The organism is Streptomyces sp. NPDC048255 (genome assembly GCF_040652415.1).
GTDB lineage: Bacteria > Actinomycetota > Actinomycetes > Streptomycetales > Streptomycetaceae > Streptomyces.
The window spans coordinates 1-15,775 of record NZ_JBEZMA010000034.1 but is presented as its reverse complement, the minus strand read 5'-3'; the positions used below and the strand labels follow the sequence as shown (position 1 = coordinate 15,775).

14 protein-coding genes are annotated in these 15,775 nt (G+C 70.9%); 9 read left to right on the top strand and 5 right to left on the bottom strand.

The features are described from left to right. Positions 1 to 50 precede the first annotated feature (50 nt). The 8 genes from AB0D94_RS24405 (at position 51) to pssA (ending at position 9,070) form a co-directional block, all read left to right on the top strand. A complete protein-coding gene (locus tag AB0D94_RS24405) occupies positions 51 to 863 on the top strand; it encodes a TetR family transcriptional regulator (protein ID WP_362055481.1) in 813 nt (270 codons plus the stop codon). Positions 864 to 1,254: 391 nt separating this feature from the next. After that, a complete protein-coding gene (gene ccrA, locus AB0D94_RS24400; RefSeq protein ID WP_362055479.1) occupies positions 1,255 to 2,592 on the top strand; it encodes a crotonyl-CoA carboxylase/reductase in 1,338 nt (445 codons plus the stop codon). A gap of 31 nt (positions 2,593 to 2,623) precedes the next feature. Next, entirely contained in the window at positions 2,624 to 4,684 is a 2,061-nt protein-coding gene (locus tag AB0D94_RS24395) for a protein meaA (RefSeq protein WP_362055477.1), read from the top strand. Beyond that, positions 4,681 to 5,655, top strand: a complete 975-nt coding sequence (locus AB0D94_RS24390) for a CoA ester lyase (RefSeq protein WP_073909127.1) — start codon at positions 4,681 to 4,683, stop codon at positions 5,653 to 5,655. Before AB0D94_RS24395 ends, AB0D94_RS24390 begins: the two co-directional genes overlap by 4 nt. A 4-nt stretch (positions 5,656 to 5,659) precedes the next feature. Then, positions 5,660 to 6,172 carry a MaoC family dehydratase gene (locus AB0D94_RS24385; protein ID WP_030010163.1) on the top strand — a complete coding sequence of 171 codons (513 nt, stop codon included), beginning with the start codon at positions 5,660 to 5,662 and terminating at the stop codon, positions 6,170 to 6,172. 2 nt (positions 6,173 to 6,174) lie between these two features. Continuing rightward, entirely contained in the window at positions 6,175 to 7,380 is a 1,206-nt protein-coding gene (locus tag AB0D94_RS24380) for an acyl-CoA dehydrogenase family protein (RefSeq protein ID WP_362055474.1), read from the top strand. A gap of 186 nt (positions 7,381 to 7,566) precedes the next feature. After that, positions 7,567 to 8,223, top strand: a complete 657-nt coding sequence (locus AB0D94_RS24375) for a phosphatidylserine decarboxylase (RefSeq protein WP_362055471.1) — start codon at positions 7,567 to 7,569, stop codon at positions 8,221 to 8,223. 25 nt (positions 8,224 to 8,248) lie between these two features. Then, the gene (gene pssA, locus AB0D94_RS24370; protein ID WP_362055581.1) at positions 8,249 to 9,070 is read left to right on the top strand and encodes a CDP-diacylglycerol--serine O-phosphatidyltransferase; all 822 of its coding nucleotides are present in this window, start codon (positions 8,249 to 8,251) and stop codon (positions 9,068 to 9,070) included. 137 nt (positions 9,071 to 9,207) lie between these two features. Here pssA and AB0D94_RS24365 read toward each other — a convergent pair whose 3' ends face one another. The 5 genes from AB0D94_RS24365 to AB0D94_RS24345 are packed head-to-tail and all read right to left on the bottom strand — an operon-like array spanning position 9,208 to position 14,212. Further along, on the bottom strand, positions 9,208 to 10,485 hold the full coding sequence (locus AB0D94_RS24365) for an ABC transporter substrate-binding protein (RefSeq protein WP_362055469.1): 1,278 nt from the start codon (positions 10,483 to 10,485) through the stop codon (positions 9,208 to 9,210). Beyond that, the gene (locus tag AB0D94_RS24360) at positions 10,482 to 11,633 is read right to left on the bottom strand and encodes a branched-chain amino acid ABC transporter permease (RefSeq protein ID WP_362055467.1); all 1,152 of its coding nucleotides are present in this window, start codon (positions 11,631 to 11,633) and stop codon (positions 10,482 to 10,484) included. Before AB0D94_RS24360 ends, AB0D94_RS24365 begins: the two co-directional genes overlap by 4 nt. Beyond that, positions 11,626 to 12,516 (bottom strand): branched-chain amino acid ABC transporter permease, encoded by an 891-nt coding sequence (locus AB0D94_RS24355; protein ID WP_362055465.1) that lies wholly within the window; start codon positions 12,514 to 12,516, stop codon positions 11,626 to 11,628. Before AB0D94_RS24355 ends, AB0D94_RS24360 begins: the two co-directional genes overlap by 8 nt. Next, positions 12,513 to 13,427, bottom strand: coding sequence for an ABC transporter ATP-binding protein (locus AB0D94_RS24350; RefSeq protein WP_362055463.1), 915 nt, complete (start codon positions 13,425 to 13,427; stop codon positions 12,513 to 12,515). The genes AB0D94_RS24355 and AB0D94_RS24350 overlap by 4 nt, the downstream gene beginning before the upstream one ends. After that, the gene (locus AB0D94_RS24345; protein WP_362055461.1) at positions 13,424 to 14,212 is read right to left on the bottom strand and encodes an ABC transporter ATP-binding protein; all 789 of its coding nucleotides are present in this window, start codon (positions 14,210 to 14,212) and stop codon (positions 13,424 to 13,426) included. The genes AB0D94_RS24350 and AB0D94_RS24345 overlap by 4 nt, the downstream gene beginning before the upstream one ends. Positions 14,213 to 14,407: 195 nt before the next feature. Between AB0D94_RS24345 and AB0D94_RS24340 the strand changes: the two genes are divergently transcribed. Beyond that, positions 14,408 to 15,607, top strand: a complete 1,200-nt coding sequence (locus AB0D94_RS24340) for a helix-turn-helix domain-containing protein (protein WP_362055459.1) — start codon at positions 14,408 to 14,410, stop codon at positions 15,605 to 15,607. Positions 15,608 to 15,775 lie beyond the last annotated feature (168 nt).

Genomic DNA, 15,775 nt, shown 5'->3' with positions numbered 1-15,775 from the left:
ACCACCCCCCGCAGGCGCGCTCCCCTGCGCAAATGAAGTACTTTCGCTCTATGTCCCAGCCCGCCAAGACCTCGCCCCGCGCCTCCTCGGCCTCCGACGCCCCGGAGAGCGCGGCCGGCACCCGGGCGGCCGCGCAGCGGCTCAAGATGCGCCGCGAGCTCGCCGCGGCCGCCATGGAGCTGTTCGCGACCAAGGGGTACGAGGCGACGACGGTCGACGAGATCGCCGCGACCGCCGGGGTGGCGCGGCGGACGTTCTTCCGGCACTTCCGGTCCAAGGAAGAGGCGATCTTCCCGGACCACGACGACACCCTGACCCGCGCCGAGGCGGTGCTGGACGTGGCCCCGGCGCACGAGCACCCGCTCGACACGGTGTGCCGCGGGATCAAGGAAGTCATGAAGATGTACGCCGCCTCGCCGGCGGTGTCGGTGGAGCGCTACCGGCTGACCCGTGAGGTACCGGCGCTGCGGGAGCGGGAGATCGCCTCGGTGGCCCGGTACGAGCGGCTGTTCACCCGCTACCTGCTGGCCCACTTCGACGAGCACGAGCCGCACGACGGCAACGACGACCCGCTGCTGGCCGAGGTGGCCGCCTCCGCGGTGGTGACCGCCCACAACCACGTGCTGCGGCGCTGGCTGCGGGCGGGCGGGCAGGGGGACGTGGAGGCGCAGCTGGACCACGCGTTCTCCATCGTGCGGAAGACCTTCGGCACGGGGATCGGCGCGGGCCGCACGCTGAGCACGGCGCCCGCCGCGCCGGCGGCGGTCCGCACCGAGGGCGAGGTGCTGGTCGCGGTGGCCCGTACGGACGCTCCACTGGACGAGGTCATGCGGACCATCGAAGAGGCGCTGAAGAACAAGTAGCGCAGCGGGCACGCGACGCTCGTCACACTGGCCGCCCCCGTTTCGGGGGCGGCCACTTCCGTATGTCCAGCTTGCCCCTACTCACGGGTAACTCTGATCGATCATCGCTCATCGGTGCAGGTCAATCGGCAAATGAGAGAAAGTTTTGGCACGCGGTGCCTTGCCGGGTGACACGGGGTGCCATACGTTGAATCTCGTCCGGATGTCCCCGCGACCCACGCCTACCGGCACGGAACGCGCCCCGGATGCCTGCGTCACCAGGCACCGCACGCCTCACCACGGGCGTCGCCCAGCACCACCGCACCAGCCGGACCGACGGCACACCACACACGCTTTACGCACCCCCGTTTACCTCAGCGCACCCTCATCAGCGCTAGCCGGAGGCTCTACCGTGAAGGACATCCTGGACGCGATTCAGTCGCAGTCCGCCACCGCCGCAGACTTCGCGGCCCTGCCGCTCCCCGAGTCGTACCGCGCGATCACCGTGCACAAGGACGAGGCGGAGATGTTCGCGGGGCTCACGACGCGCGAGAAGGACCCGCGCAAGTCCCTGCACCTGGACCAGGTCCCGGTGCCGGAACTCGGCCCGGGCGAGGCCCTGGTGGCCGTCATGGCCTCCTCGGTCAACTACAACTCCGTGTGGACCTCGATCTTCGAGCCGGTGTCCACCTTCAGCTTCCTGGAGCGCTACGGGCGCCTGTCGGAGCTCACCAAGCGCCACGACCTCCCGTACCACATCATCGGCTCCGACCTCGCGGGCGTCGTGCTGCGCACCGGCCCCGGCGTCAACGCCTGGAACCCCGGCGACGAGGTCGTCGCGCACTGCCTCTCGGTCGAGCTGGAGTCCTCGGACGGCCACAACGACACGATGCTCGACCCCGAGCAGCGCATCTGGGGCTTCGAGACCAACTTCGGCGGGCTGGCGGAGATCGCCCTCGTCAAGTCGAACCAGCTGATGCCCAAGCCCGACCACCTCAGCTGGGAGGAGGCCGCCTCCCCGGGTCTGGTCAACTCCACCGCGTACCGCCAGCTGGTCTCCCGCAACGGCGCCGGCATGAAGCAGGGCGACAACGTCCTGATCTGGGGCGCGAGCGGCGGACTCGGCTCGTACGCCACCCAGTTCGCGCTGGCCGGCGGCGCCAACCCGATCTGCGTCGTCTCCAGCGCGCAGAAGGCGGACATCTGCCGCGCGATGGGCGCGACCGCGATCATCGACCGCAGCGCCGAGGGCTACAAGTTCTGGAAGGACGAGCACACCCAGGACCCGAAGGAGTGGAAGCGCTTCGGCAAGCGCATCCGCGAGCTGACCGGTGGCGAGGACGTGGACATCGTCTTCGAGCACCCCGGCCGCGAGACCTTCGGCGCCTCGGTCTACGTCACCCGCAAGGGCGGCACGATCGTCACCTGCGCCTCGACCTCGGGCTACAACCACGAGTACGACAACCGCTACCTGTGGATGTCCCTGAAGAAGATCGTCGGCTCGCACTTCGCGAACTACCGCGAGGCCTGGGAGGCGAACCGCCTGGTCGCCAAGGGCAAGATCCACCCCACCCTCTCGAAGGTCTACTCCCTGGAGGAGACCGGCCAGGCCGCCTACGACGTCCACCGCAACCTCCACCAGGGCAAGGTCGGCGTCCTCGCGCTGGCCCCCGAGGAGGGCCTGGGCGTCCGCGACCACGAGATGCGCGCCACGCACCTCGACGCCATCAACCGCTTCCGCAACGTCTGAGACGCCTCAAAGGCCAAAGGGACAGCCTGAGATGACAGAGCGCCAGAAGGACCGTCCGTGGCTCATGCGGACGTACGCCGGCCACTCCACGGCCGAGGCGTCCAACGAGCTGTACCGCCGCAACCTCGCCAAGGGCCAGACCGGCCTGTCGGTCGCGTTCGACCTTCCGACGCAGACCGGCTACGACCCCGACCACATCCTCGCCCGCGGCGAGGTGGGCCGGGTCGGGGTCCCGGTCTCCCATCTGGGCGACATGCGGAGGCTGTTCCAGGACATACCCCTGGAGCAGATGAACACCTCGATGACGATCAACGCCACCGCGATGTGGCTGCTGGCGCTCTACCAGGTGGCCGCCGAGGAGCAGGGTGCGGACGTCTCACAGCTCCAGGGCACCACCCAGAACGACATCGTCAAGGAGTACCTCTCGCGCGGGACGCACGTCTTCCCGCCCGGGCCCTCGCTCCGCCTGACGACGGACATGATCGCGTACACGGTCAACCACATCCCGAAGTGGAACCCGATCAACATCTGCTCGTACCACCTCCAGGAGGCCGGGGCCACCCCGGTCCAGGAGATCTCGTACGCGATGTCGACCGCGATCGCCGTGCTCGACTCGGTGCGCGACTCGGGCCAGGTGCCCGAGGAGCGCTTCGGCGAAGTGGTCGCCCGTATCTCCTTCTTCGTGAACGCGGGCGTCCGCTTCATCGAGGAGATGTGCAAGATGCGCGCCTTCGGCCGCATCTGGGACAAGGTCACCCGCGAGCGCTACGGCATCGAGAACGACAAGCAGCGCCGCTTCCGCTACGGCGTCCAGGTCAACTCGCTCGGCCTGACCGAGGCGCAGCCGGAGAACAACGTCCAGCGCATCGTCCTGGAGATGCTCGCGGTCACCCTGTCCAAGGACGCCCGCGCCCGCGCCGTGCAGCTGCCCGCCTGGAACGAGGCGCTGGGCCTCCCCCGGCCCTGGGACCAGCAGTGGTCGCTGCGCATCCAGCAGGTCCTCGCCCATGAGAGCGACCTGCTGGAGTACGAGGACATCTTCGCCGGATCCCACGTCATCGAGGCCAAAGTCGACTCCCTGGTCGCCGACTGCCTGGCCGAGATCGACCGGATCCAGGAGATGGGCGGCGCCATGGCGGCCGTCGAGTCCGGGTACCTGAAGTCCGAGCTGGTCTCCTCGCACGCCGAGCGGCGGGCCCGGATCGAGGCCGGCGAGGACAAGATCGTCGGCGTCAACTGCTTCCAGCAGACCGAGGAGAACCCGCTCACCGCCGACCTGGACGGCGCCATCATGACGGTGGACCCCGCGGTGGAGGCGCTCACCGTCGAGCGCATCGTCCGCTGGCGTGCCGAACGTCAGGAGTCCTCTGACCGGCAGGGGAACGGCGACCCGTTCGTCTTCCCCACCACCCGGCAGGCCCTGGAGCGGCTCAAGGAGGCCGCGGCCGGCACCGAGAACCTGATGGAGGCCACCCTGGAGTGCGCCCGTGCGGGTGTCACCACCGGCGAGTGGTCGAGCGCGCTGCGCGAGGTGTTCGGCGAGTTCCGCGCGCCGACCGGGGTCTCCTCGGCCCCGGTGGCCGTCACCGCCGAGCCGGGCACCCCGATGCACGAGGTCCGCGCGAAGGTGTCCCGTACGGCCGACGAGCTCGGCTCGGGCCGGCTGCGCCTGCTGGTCGGCAAGCCCGGCCTGGACGGTCACTCGAACGGCGCCGAGCAGATCGCCGTCCGGGCCCGCGACGCGGGCTTCGAGGTGGTCTACCAGGGCATCCGGCTGACACCCGAGGAGATCTCCTCGGCGGCACTGGCCGAGGACGTGCACTGCGTGGGACTGTCCATCCTGTCCGGATCCCACAGCGCACTCGTCCCGGATGTCCTCGAACGCCTGCGCGCGGCGGGGGCGGGTGACATTCCCGTCATCGTCGGAGGCATCATTCCGAACGCGGATGCCGTGACACTCAAGGCGGCCGGAGTCGCCGCCGTCTTCACGCCGAAGGACTTCGGCATCACGGAGATCATCGGCCGTATCGTCGACGAGATCCGCAAAGCGAACAAGCTCAGCCCCCTCATCAGCACGGAGGTCCCCGCATGACCACGCCTGTCCACCCGGTGAACCGTCTCCGCCCGCGCCGCTCCTGCCTCGCGGTGCCCGGTTCGAACCCGCGGTTCCTGGAGAAGGCCCAGGGCCTGCCGGCCGACCAGGTCTTCCTGGACCTGGAGGACGCCTGCGCGCCCCTCGCCAAGGAAGGCGCCCGCCACACGATCGTGGACGCGCTGAACAACGGCGACTGGACGGGCAAGACCCGGGTCGTGCGCGTCAACGACTGGACCACGCACTGGACGTACCGCGACGTCATCACGGTCGTGGAGGGCGCGGGCCAGAACCTCGACTGCATCATGCTGCCGAAGGTCCAGGACGCCCAGCAGATCGTGGCCCTCGACCTCCTGCTGACGCAGATCGAGAAGACCATGGGCTTCGAGGTCGGCAAGATCGGCATCGAGGCGCAGATCGAGAACGCCAAGGGCCTGGTGAACGTCGACGAGATCGCCGCCGCCTCGCCGCGACTGGAGACGATCATCTTCGGGCCGGCCGACTTCATGGCCTCCATCAACATGAAGACGCTGGTCGTGGGCATGCAGCCGCCCGGTTACGGCGCGGACGCCTACCACTACATCCTGATGCGGATCCTGATGGCGGCCCGTACGCACAACCTCCAGGCGATCGACGGCCCCTTCCTCCAGATCCGCGACGTGGACGCCTACCGCGAGGTGGCCGGCCGGGCGGCGGCGCTGGGCTTCGACGGCAAGTGGGTGCTGCACCCGGGCCAGGTCGACGCGGCCAACGAGGTCTTCTCCCCCTCGCAGGAGGACTACGACCACGCCGAGCTGATCCTCGACGCGTACGACTGGTGCACCTCGGAGGCCGGCGGCAAGAAGGGCTCGGCGATGCTCGGCGACGAGATGATCGACGAGGCCAGCCGCAAGATGGCCCTGGTCATCGCGGGCAAGGGGCGCGCGGCGGGCATGCAGCGCACCAGCAAGTTCGAGATCCCGGAGGCGTAGGGCCATGCAGTTCGGACGCACGTACGAAGAGTTCGAGGTCGGGGCGGTCTACAAGCACTGGCCCGGGAAGACGGTCACGGAGTACGACGACCACCTCTTCTGTCTGCTGACCATGAATCACCACCCGCTGCACATGGACAGCAACTACGCCGAGAACACCACCGACTTCGGCAAGAACGTGGTCGTGGGCAACTACATCTACTCGCTGCTGCTCGGCATGTCGGTGCCGGACGTCTCCGGGAAGGCCATCGCCAACCTGGAGATCGAGTCCCTGCGGCACGTGGCGCCGACCTTCCACGGCGACACGATCTACGGCGAGACCACGGTCCTCGACAAGACCCCGTCGAAGTCGAAGAACGACCGCGGCATCGTCTACGTGGAGACCAAGGGCTACAAGCAGGACGGCACCCTCGTCTGCGTCTTCCGGCGCAAGGTGATGGTCCCGACCGAGACGTACATCAAGGAGCGCGGCGGCGAGCAGCCCGGCCGCCCCACGCTGAAGGAACAGGGGAAGTAGCCATGGCCCGACTCGCCCAGACCGCCGGGCTCACGGACGTCCAGCGGGAGATCCTCAAGACCGTCCGCGAGTTCGTCGACAAGGAGATCATCCCGGTCGCGACCGAGCTGGAGCACCGCGACGAGTACCCGCAGGACATCGTCGACGGCCTCAAGGAGCTCGGCCTCTTCGGCCTGATGATCCCGGAGGAGTACGGCGGCCTGGGTGAGTCGCTCCTCACCTACGCCCTGTGCGTCGAGGAGATAGCGCGCGGCTGGATGTCCGTCTCGGGCATCATCAACACCCACTTCATCGTGGCGTACATGCTCAAGCAGCACGGCACGCAGGAGCAGAAGGACCACTTCCTCCCGCGGATGGCGCTGGGCGAGGTCCGCGGCGCGTTCTCGATGTCGGAGCCGGCGCTGGGCTCCGATGTGTCGGCCATCTCCTCGAAGGCGGTGAAGGACGGCGACGAGTACGTCCTGAACGGCCAGAAGATGTGGCTGACGAACGGCGGCAGCTCCACCCTGGTGGCCGTCCTCGTACGAAGTGACGAAGGACACCCCGAGGGCACCGCGCCCCACAAGTCGATGACCACCTTCCTCGTGGAGAAGGAGCCGGGCTTCGGAGAGGTCCGTCCGGGCCTGACCATCCCCGGCAAGATCGACAAGATGGGCTACAAGGGCGTCGACACGACCGAGCTCATCATGGACGGACTGCGCATTCCGGCCAATCGGGTCCTGGGCGGGGAGACCGGCCGAGGGTTTTACCAAATGATGGACGGAGTCGAGGTCGGCCGCGTCAACGTGGCGGCGCGTGGCTGCGGCGTCGCTCAGCGTGCTTTCGAACTGGGTGTCTCGTATGCCCAGCAACGTCACACTTTCGGCAAGCCGATCGCCGAACACCAGGCCATCCAGTTCAAGCTGGCCGAGATGGCTACCAAGGTCGAAGCCGCCCATGCGATGATGGTCAATGCGGCACGCAAAAAGGACTCCGGGGAACGAAACGACCTCGAAGCAGGGATGGCGAAGTACCTCGCCTCCGAGTACTGCAAGGAGGTAGTGGAAGACGCGTTCCGGATCCACGGCGGCTACGGCTTCTCGAAGGAGTACGAGATCGAGCGTCTCTACCGGGAGGCCCCGATGCTGCTGATCGGTGAAGGTACCGCCGAGATTCAGAAAATGATCATCGGGCGACGCCTGCTCGAGGAGTACCGCCTCCAGGGCTGAAAGTACCTTTTGCGGCGAATCATCCACAGGTTCGTCGCGACGGGATCACTAGCAGTCACTGGCCGACGGCCATCGACTCGGCTTCTGGCTTGCCCAGTTGTTGCGCGCAACCGATAGCATTCCAGTAAAGCCGCCGTCCCGTCCCCCCGTTTGCGGCGCGGCAATCACCCGCTACGAAGGTCATCCATGCCCCACAGCCAAACCTCTGCACCTCGCGTCGGCTTCCTCAACGGACGTCTCGCACGCGGAGCATCGCCGTGGCTTCTGCCGACCGTCGCCACCGCGGCGCTCAGCCTCACCCGGGCGCGCAAGTCCGGGCGCTGGGCCGCGGCGGCCGTGCCCGCCACCGCGCTCGCGGCGGGCATGCTGTGGTTCTTCCGCGACCCCGAGCGTGAGATCGCTCAGGGCCGTGTCATCTCGCCCGCCGACGGTGTGGTGCAGAGCATCATGCCGTGGAAGGACGGGCGGACCCGGGTCGCGATCTTCATGAGCCCGCTGAACGTCCACGTCAACCGCGCGCCCCTCGCGGGCACGGTGACGTCCGTGGAGCACGCCCCCGGCGGGTTCGTCCCGGCGTTCAACAAGGAGAGCGAGAACAACGAGCGCGTTGTCTGGCACTTCGACACCGAGCTCGGTGACATCGAGATGGTGCAGATCGCCGGCGCCGTCGCACGCCGCATCGTCCCGTACCTGCCGGCCGGCACCAAGGTGGAGCAGGGCGAACGCATCGGTCTGATCCGCTTCGGCTCCCGCGTCGACATCTACCTCCCCGAGGGCGTCGAGGTCGCGGTCGAGGTCGGTCAGGCCACCACCGCGGGGGTGACCCGAATTGACCGTGACTGACCCCGAGACTCCTGCCGCCGGCTGGGTGCCCGAGTCCGCCGAGGAGGAGTCCGCCGAGGACGACATGCCGCTCTCGCTGCGGCTGTCGATAGCGGACACCCTCACGCTCGGTAACGCCACCTGCGGATTCATGGCGGTGTACTTCACCACCACCGGAATCCTCATCCCGCACCTCACCGGCAGCGGCGAGTCGGGCATGGCCCGGCACAGCGCGGCCACCGCGGTGATACTGATGCTGCTCGCGGCGGTCTTCGACCTCTTCGACGGCATCGTGGCCCGCAAGCTGCGCAGCTCGCCGATGGGCGCCGAGCTGGACAACCTGTCCGACCTGATCAGCTTCGGACTGGCTCCTGCGTACTTCGTGCTCGTCTACGGCATGGTCGCCGACGACGCGCACCAGAAGATGTCGGCGCTGGCCGCGATCGTGGTGCTGCTCGCCGTGGTGCTCAGGCTCGCCAGATTCAGCTGCGTGACGATGAAGGACGGCATGTTCCAGGGCATGCCGAGCCCCTTCGGCGCGCTGACGGTCGTCTCGGTCGTCCTGCTGGAGCTGCCGTTCATCCCGACGCTGCTGGCGATCATCGGGGTGGCCTGGCTGATGGTGAGCCGGGTCGAGTACCCCAAGCCGCGGGGTGTCCTCGCGGTGGCCATGCTCAGCTGGATCGTCGGGGCGATGGGTCTGCTTGCGGCCTGGGCCTTCGACGCCCCGGGCGGTCAGCTGCTCCTCCAGACGGGTTGTGCGCTGCAGATCGCGCTGGCCGCGACCATCCCGCTGTTCGCGACGACGCGCCGGGCGAACACCTTCCGGCACAACCGCCGTGAGGCTCGCGCCACGACGCTGCGCTGAGCTCGGTACGTATGAGAGGGCCCCGGATGCCACTGGCATCCGGGGCCCTCTCGTCGTGTGCGGCGCCGCCGCGCAAGCGCCCCCGGGGCTCCGGCCCCGGACCCCGCTCCTCAAACGCCGGAGGGGCTGGAAATCGATCAGCCCGCAGGAGTGAAGTTCTGCGCCGCCGGGGCCACCGCGGCCTCCTTGACCACCTTCAGGCCGCCCGGGGCCTGCTCGTCCGGCTTCATGATCACGCTCTGCCGGGTGGAGGGGGCCTTCGGGTCGGAGAAGTCGTGCGTGATCCCGAAGCCGCTGTCGTAGGACTTCAGGCTCAGCAGCGCCTTGCCGAGGCCCTCGCGGGTGAGGTCCTTGTCGGCGCAGGCCTTCTTCAGCGCCTCCCCGTAGACCGCGGCGGCCGAGTACCCGGCCACCACGCCGTTGTCGAGGCCCGCGCCCGGGTACTCCGCCTTGTAGGCCGCTGCGAGGGCCGTCGGGCCGGGGGCGGCGTCGCCGATCGGCAGGGTGGACGCGGCCACGTAGTAGTCCTTCTGCAGGGCCGCGCCCGCCGGGGTGGCGAGCAGCTGGGGGGCGAAGGCGGAGTTGTTGCCGACCACCGGGACGTTCCAGCCGCCCGCGGCGGCCACCCCGACGAGCGAGGCCGCCTGCTTGGGTCCGGCGCTGATCACCACGGCCTTGACCCCGGCCTGCTTGAGTGCCGCCACCTGCGCGGACATGTCGTTGTCGGTGGGTTTGATCTTCTGCTCGACGATGCTCAGCCCGGCCTCCTTGGCCGCGTGCTTGGCGCCGGCCAGGGCGTTCTCGCCGTAGTCGCCCTCGAAGTACACGTGCCCGATCTTGTCCCCGGAGGCGATGCGCTTCTGGTCGAGGAGGTAGCCGATGGCGTTGACCGTCTCGATGTCGTACGTGGCGCCCACCGTGCGGATGTACGGGCTGCCCAGCAGCGAGGCCGACCAGGCCTGCGGGATGACCAGGGCCTTGTGCTGCCCGTCGATGCGGTCCTTGGCCGCGGCGACGAACGGGGAGCCGATGAACTGGGCGAAGCCCAGCACCTCGGGCTCCAGCTCGGTGTAGGCGGCCAGGGCCTTCTGCGGGTCGTAGCCGTGGTCGCGGATCTTCAGCTCCAGCTGCCGGCCGCAGATGCCGCCCGCGGCGTTGGCCTGCTTGATCCAGAGCTGCTGGGCCTGGGTGACGCTCTTGCCCAGCGAGGCGTAGACCCCGGTCATGTCGGTCAGGGCGCCGAGCTGGATGGCGGTGTCGCTGACCCCCGTACCGGTCTTGACTCCCCCCTCGGCCTGCTTGTCCTGGGTGCCGCTTCCCGCCTTGCCGCTGCACCCGGCGGCGCCGGTGAGGACGAGCGCGGCCGCCAGGGACGCCGCGGCGCACCGTGCTCTGTTCGGGCTGGGTCTCTTCACGCTGGCTCCTTCGGGGGACGTGCGGAACGTGCGGACGGGGTGGCGGCGATCCGGGCCAGACCGCCGGGGAGGAACAGGACGACGGCGACGACGGCCGCGCCGTACAGGTAGCGCGAGGCCTCGCCCGGGGCGATCCCGCCGGTTCCGGGGGCGGACACGAGCGGGAGGGCGTCGCTGTAGCGGGTGAGCAGCTGGGGCAGCAGGGAGACGAAGGCGGCCCCGATGACCGCACCGGCGACCGTGCCCAGGCCGCCGATCACGATCATGGCGAGGTACTCGAGGGACAGGACCATGCCGAAGTAGTCGGGCACGGTGCGCTGGAAGACCAGGGCCAGCAGGACCCCGGCCAGCCCCGCGTACATGGAGGACAGGACGAAGACGGCAGCCCGGTAGCGGGCCACGGGGACGCCCATCACCCCGGCGGCGATGTTGTGGTCGCGGATGGCGTTCAGGGCGCGGCCGGGGCGCCCGCGCAGGATGCCCCGGGCGAACAGGGCGCAGGCCAGGAGGGCGGCCAGGGCCACGTACCAGAGCTTCTCGGCGGACTGGAAGGGGACGGCGGCGATCACGGTCTCGGTGTCGTCGAAGGTGATCCCGAGGAGGGAGAGGGGTTCGACGGCCCGGCCGTTGAAGCCGCCGGTGAGGGAGGTGGCGTTGAACAGGACGTGCTGGCCGATGAAGATCAGCGCGAGCGTGGCGATGCCCAGGTACGCGCCGCGCAGCCGGCCGGCGATCGGGCTGAACAGCCCCCCGGCGGCGCCCGCGAGGGCGACGGCGAGGAGGGCCGCGAGCCAGCTGGGCAGGCCCAGGCCGACGAGCTCGTGGCCGCCGGCGCGCCCGCCGTCCCCGGCCAGCGCGCAGTACCCGTACGCGCCGACGGCGAGGAAGAAGGCGTGCCCCATGGACAGCTGCCCGGTGGCGCCGGTGAGCAGGTTGAGCCCGATGGCGCCGATCCCGGCGGCGATGGCGAAGAGCCCGGCCTGGAGCCAGAACCGGTCGAGGTAGAAGGGCAGGGCGAGCAGGACGATCCCGGCCGCGGCCCAGAGGGCGTAGCGGACGCGGCCGGGCCCGCTGCCGCGCCGGGGCGCCGGACCGGTCCCGGCGGGGGCGGCGGGGGCCGGGGCGGCCCCGGGGATCACGTCAGACACGGGCGAGCTCCTTCGTGCCGAAGAGGCCCGCCGGGCGCAGCAGCAGCACCACGACCATGACCAGGTAGGGGGCGAGGTCGCCGATGCCGCGGCCGAGGAAGGTCAGCTGGCTCTGGTAGCCGGTGGCCATGGCTTCGGTGACGCCCACGATCAGGCCGCCCGCCAGGGCTCCGGTGGTGGAGTCGAGGCCGCCGAGGATCGCCGCGGGGAAGGCCTTCAGGGCGGCCAGGGAGGTGGCCCGTTCCAGGCCGGGGGTGGGGAAGACGGTGAGGAAGAGGGCCGCCACGGCGGCCAGGGATCCGGCGACCGCCCACGCGGCCAGGGAGACCCGGCCCAGCCGTACGCCCATCAGCGCGGCGGTCTCCGGCTTCTCGGCGGCGGCGCGCATGGCCACGCCCCAGGCGGTGTACCGGAAGACCAGCAGGAACGCGCCGATCATGAGGGCGGCGGCGACGAAGGCGGCGATGCGGGTCTGCGGGAGGGTGACCGGGCCGAGGTGGACCACCGCGTCGCCCCACGGGTCGCCGAGCGCGAGGACGTCCGTACCGATGCGACGGGTGAGGTCGGTGGTGATCAGGATGTCCACGCCGATGGTGACGATGGCCAGCACGCTGTGGTCCTGGCCCCGGTAGCGGCGCATCACAAGGAACTCGACCCCCGCGCCGACCGCGGCGGCCGCGCCGATGCCGACGGCCAGGGTGGGCCAGAAGCCGATGTCGTCGTGGAGGACGGCGGTGACGTACCCGCCGGCGAGGAGGAGGGAGGCGTGGGCGAAGTTGACGACCTCGGTGGCCTTGAAGATGACCACGAAGCCGAGGGCGATGAGCGCGTAGACGGAGCCCATGGAGAGCCCGCCGAGCAGGAGTTCGAGGAAGGTGGTCATGCAGCCGGGTCCTCCTCGCCGAGATAGGCGCGTACGACCGCAGGGTCGTTCTGCACCTGGGCGGGGGTCCCGCCGCCGATCCGTCTTCCGAAGTCGAGTACGGTCACCGCGTCCGCGAGCCGCATCACCACCCCCATGTCGTGTTCGACCAGCACGATCGATATGCCGAGGCCGTCCCGGACGCCCGCTACGACGGCGGCGGTGCGCCGGCGTTCGTCCGCGGTCATCCCGGCGACGGGTTCGTCCAGGAGCAGCAGCCGGGGCTCCATGCACAGGGCCCGGGCCAGCTCGACGAGTTTCTGTTTGCCGTACGGGAGGGAGCCCGCGGGGGCGGCCAGGTCGGCCTCCAGACCGACGAAGGCGGCGATCTCGCGGACCCGTTCGCGGTGGCGGCGGTCCTCGCGGGCGGCGGCCGGCAGCCGCAGCCCGGTGGCGAGGAAGCCGGACCGCATGAGCCGGTGGCGGCCGAGGAGCAGGCTGTCGGCGACCGTGGTGTGCGGGGGCAGGGCCAGGTTCTGGAAAGTCCGGGCGATGCCGAGGGCGGCGACCTCGTGCGGGGCGAGGCCGGTGAGCTCGGTGGCGCCGAAGCGGACACTGCCGGAGGCGGCCCGGTAGACGCCGGAGAGCACGTTGAAGCAGGTGGACTTGCCCGCGCCGTTGGGTCCGATGACGGCGTGCACGCTGCCGGGCTCGACTGTGAAGGAGACCCCGTCGAGCGCGGTCAGCCCGGCGAAGCGGACGGTGACGTCGCTGACGGTGAGGGCGGGGACGCCCGGGTCGGCGGCGTCCGGAGGGGCGGCAGCGGGGCGCGCGTCGCCCGGGGCGAGCGGGGCCGGGGTGCGGGGGCCGGGAGGGCCAGAGGGGTTGGGGCCGGGAGGGCCAGGAGGGTGGGGGCCGGAAGCGTGGGTCATGCGGACCACCGGTCCAGGGTGCGGGTCGTCCGCGGGGCCGGGGTGTCCTCGCCCGTGAGGCCGAGGTAGCGGCGGCGGACCTCGTCCGAGGCGGCCAGTTCGGCGGCCGGGCCCGAGAGGGTGACCTCGCCGACCTCCAGGACGTACGCGTACGAGGCCAGCCGCAGCGCGAGGGCCGCGTTCTGTTCCACCAGCAGGACCGAGGTGCCCGAGGCGTTGATCTCCTGGACCGTCTCGGCGATGGTCGCGGCCATCTTCGGGGCCAGGCCCAGCGAGGGCTCGTCCAGGAGCAGCAGCCGGGGCCGGGCCATCAGGGCCCGGCCCAGGGCAAGCATCTGCTGCTCGCCGCCGGAGAGCAGTCCGGCCCGCTGCCCGGCCCGCCCCGCCAGGACCGGGAACAGCTCGTGCACGCGGGCCAGCGAGCGGGCGATGTCGGCGCGGGATCCGGCCCGGGCGCCGAGTGCGCCGGCCCGGAGGTTGTCCGCGACCGTCATCCGGGCGAACACCTGCCGCCCCTCCGGTACTTGCACCACCCCGGCGGCGACCGCCCGGTCCGGGCCCAGGCCGTCCAGCGGTCGGCCGTCGAAGCTGATGTTCCCGTCAGTGGCGGCGCCCCGGTGGAAGGCGAGCGTCCGGGACACCGCCCGCAGCAGGGTCGTCTTCCCCGCGCCGTTCCCACCGAGTACGACGACCACGGCGCCCGCGGGCACGTCCAGCGACACGTCGCGCAGTGCCCGTACCGGCCCGTAGCCGACGGACAGCCCGCGTACCTGAAGCGAGGCCACATCCCCTCCTACCGCCAAGCCCTGTCCGGGCGTTGTGCTGGCGCACAGACCAGCACCGGGCGGGGCGGCCGTCCACGGCCCGAAGCCGAATCGCTGCCGATGACCAGCCGGGACCGGGGTGCGGTTGTGCAACGGCACAGACCTGCCGACGCGGCCCCTTACGCGGGCGCCCGGCGGGTGACATCCTCTGCGGCCATGGGCGGACGCAGGGCGCGCACGGAAGCGGAGTGGTCGGTGCTGCTGACGGCGGCCGAGGTGCTGCTGGAGCGCGTCCCGGCGCTGACGGAACAGCTGATCGGCGATCTCGCGAAGCACTCCCCGCTGTTCGACCTCGCGGTGCCGCGCGACGAGCACTGGCAGCAGGTGACCGAGGCGATGCGGTACGGCATCGAGGCCTTCGCCGCGCGCCGCTCGGATGCGCGCAAGGACCTGGCGTACGCGGAGGAGCTGGGGCGGCGGCGGGCCGAACAGGGGCTTCCGCTGGACCTGTTGCTCTACGCGTACCGGCGCGCGGGGCGGCTGACCTGGGACGCCCTGCTGGACATCGTCACGGAGGAGGATCCGGAGGCCCTGCCGGTGCTGGCGCGTACGGCGGGCGCCATGTGGGCCGGGATCGAACAGCAGGCCGCAGCGACGGCGGAGGCGTACCGGGCGGGCGAGCTGGAGATGCGGCGGCGCAGCGACGAGCGGGTGCAGGCGTTGCTCGACGCGCTGCTGGAGGGGGACGCGGCGCCGGGCCTGGCGGCGCGGGCCGCGGCGGGCCTGGACCTGCCGGAGCAGGGGCGGTACGCGGTGGTCGTCCTGCCCGTGGACCGGCGGGACTCGGTCCACCGGGTCTCGGCGTCGGGCGGGATGCGGCTGTTCTGGCGTATGCGGGCCGAGCAGGAGCTTGCGGTGGCGGCCCTCGGGTCCTCCTCGCTGGACGAGCTGGCGGCGGAGCTGGCGGACCGCTGCCCCGGCCCCGGCGGGATCAGCCCGGTGGTGGGCGGGCTGGCGGAGCTGGGCCGGGCCCGGCGGCTGGCGGAGACGGCGCTGGCCACCTGCGGGGCGGAGGACCGGTCCCTGGTCCGGCTGTCGCAGCGGCTCCCGACGGCGCTGGTCGTCCGCCAGCCCGAGCTGGCGGCGGAGCTGGTGCAGGAGGTCCTCGGGCCGCTCCTCGGGCTGGACCCGGCGGACCGGGCGGTGCTGCTGGACACCCTGGACGCGTGGCTCCTGGCGGAGGGCTCCGCGGGCCGGGCGGCGACCCGCCTGTACTGCCACCGCAACACGGTCTTCAACCGGCTCCGCCGCCTGGAGCACCTGACGTCCCGCTCCCTGTCGCGCCCGCACGACCTGATCGCGCTGACCCTGGCGCGCGACGCGCATCGCCTCGTGGCGTCCCCGCCGCTCCCCTGAACGCACGGGCCGGCCCCGCAACCGGGGGCTCCGCCCCGACACCCTTCACCCCCCGCCACCGCCCGGGTGCGGCACCGCTGCCGGGGGCCAGGTTCGATTCCGTTCCCTCCAACGGCGTGACCCCGGCCGCCACTTTCCCGTTGATCCCGGCGAGCCGGGAACACCCCG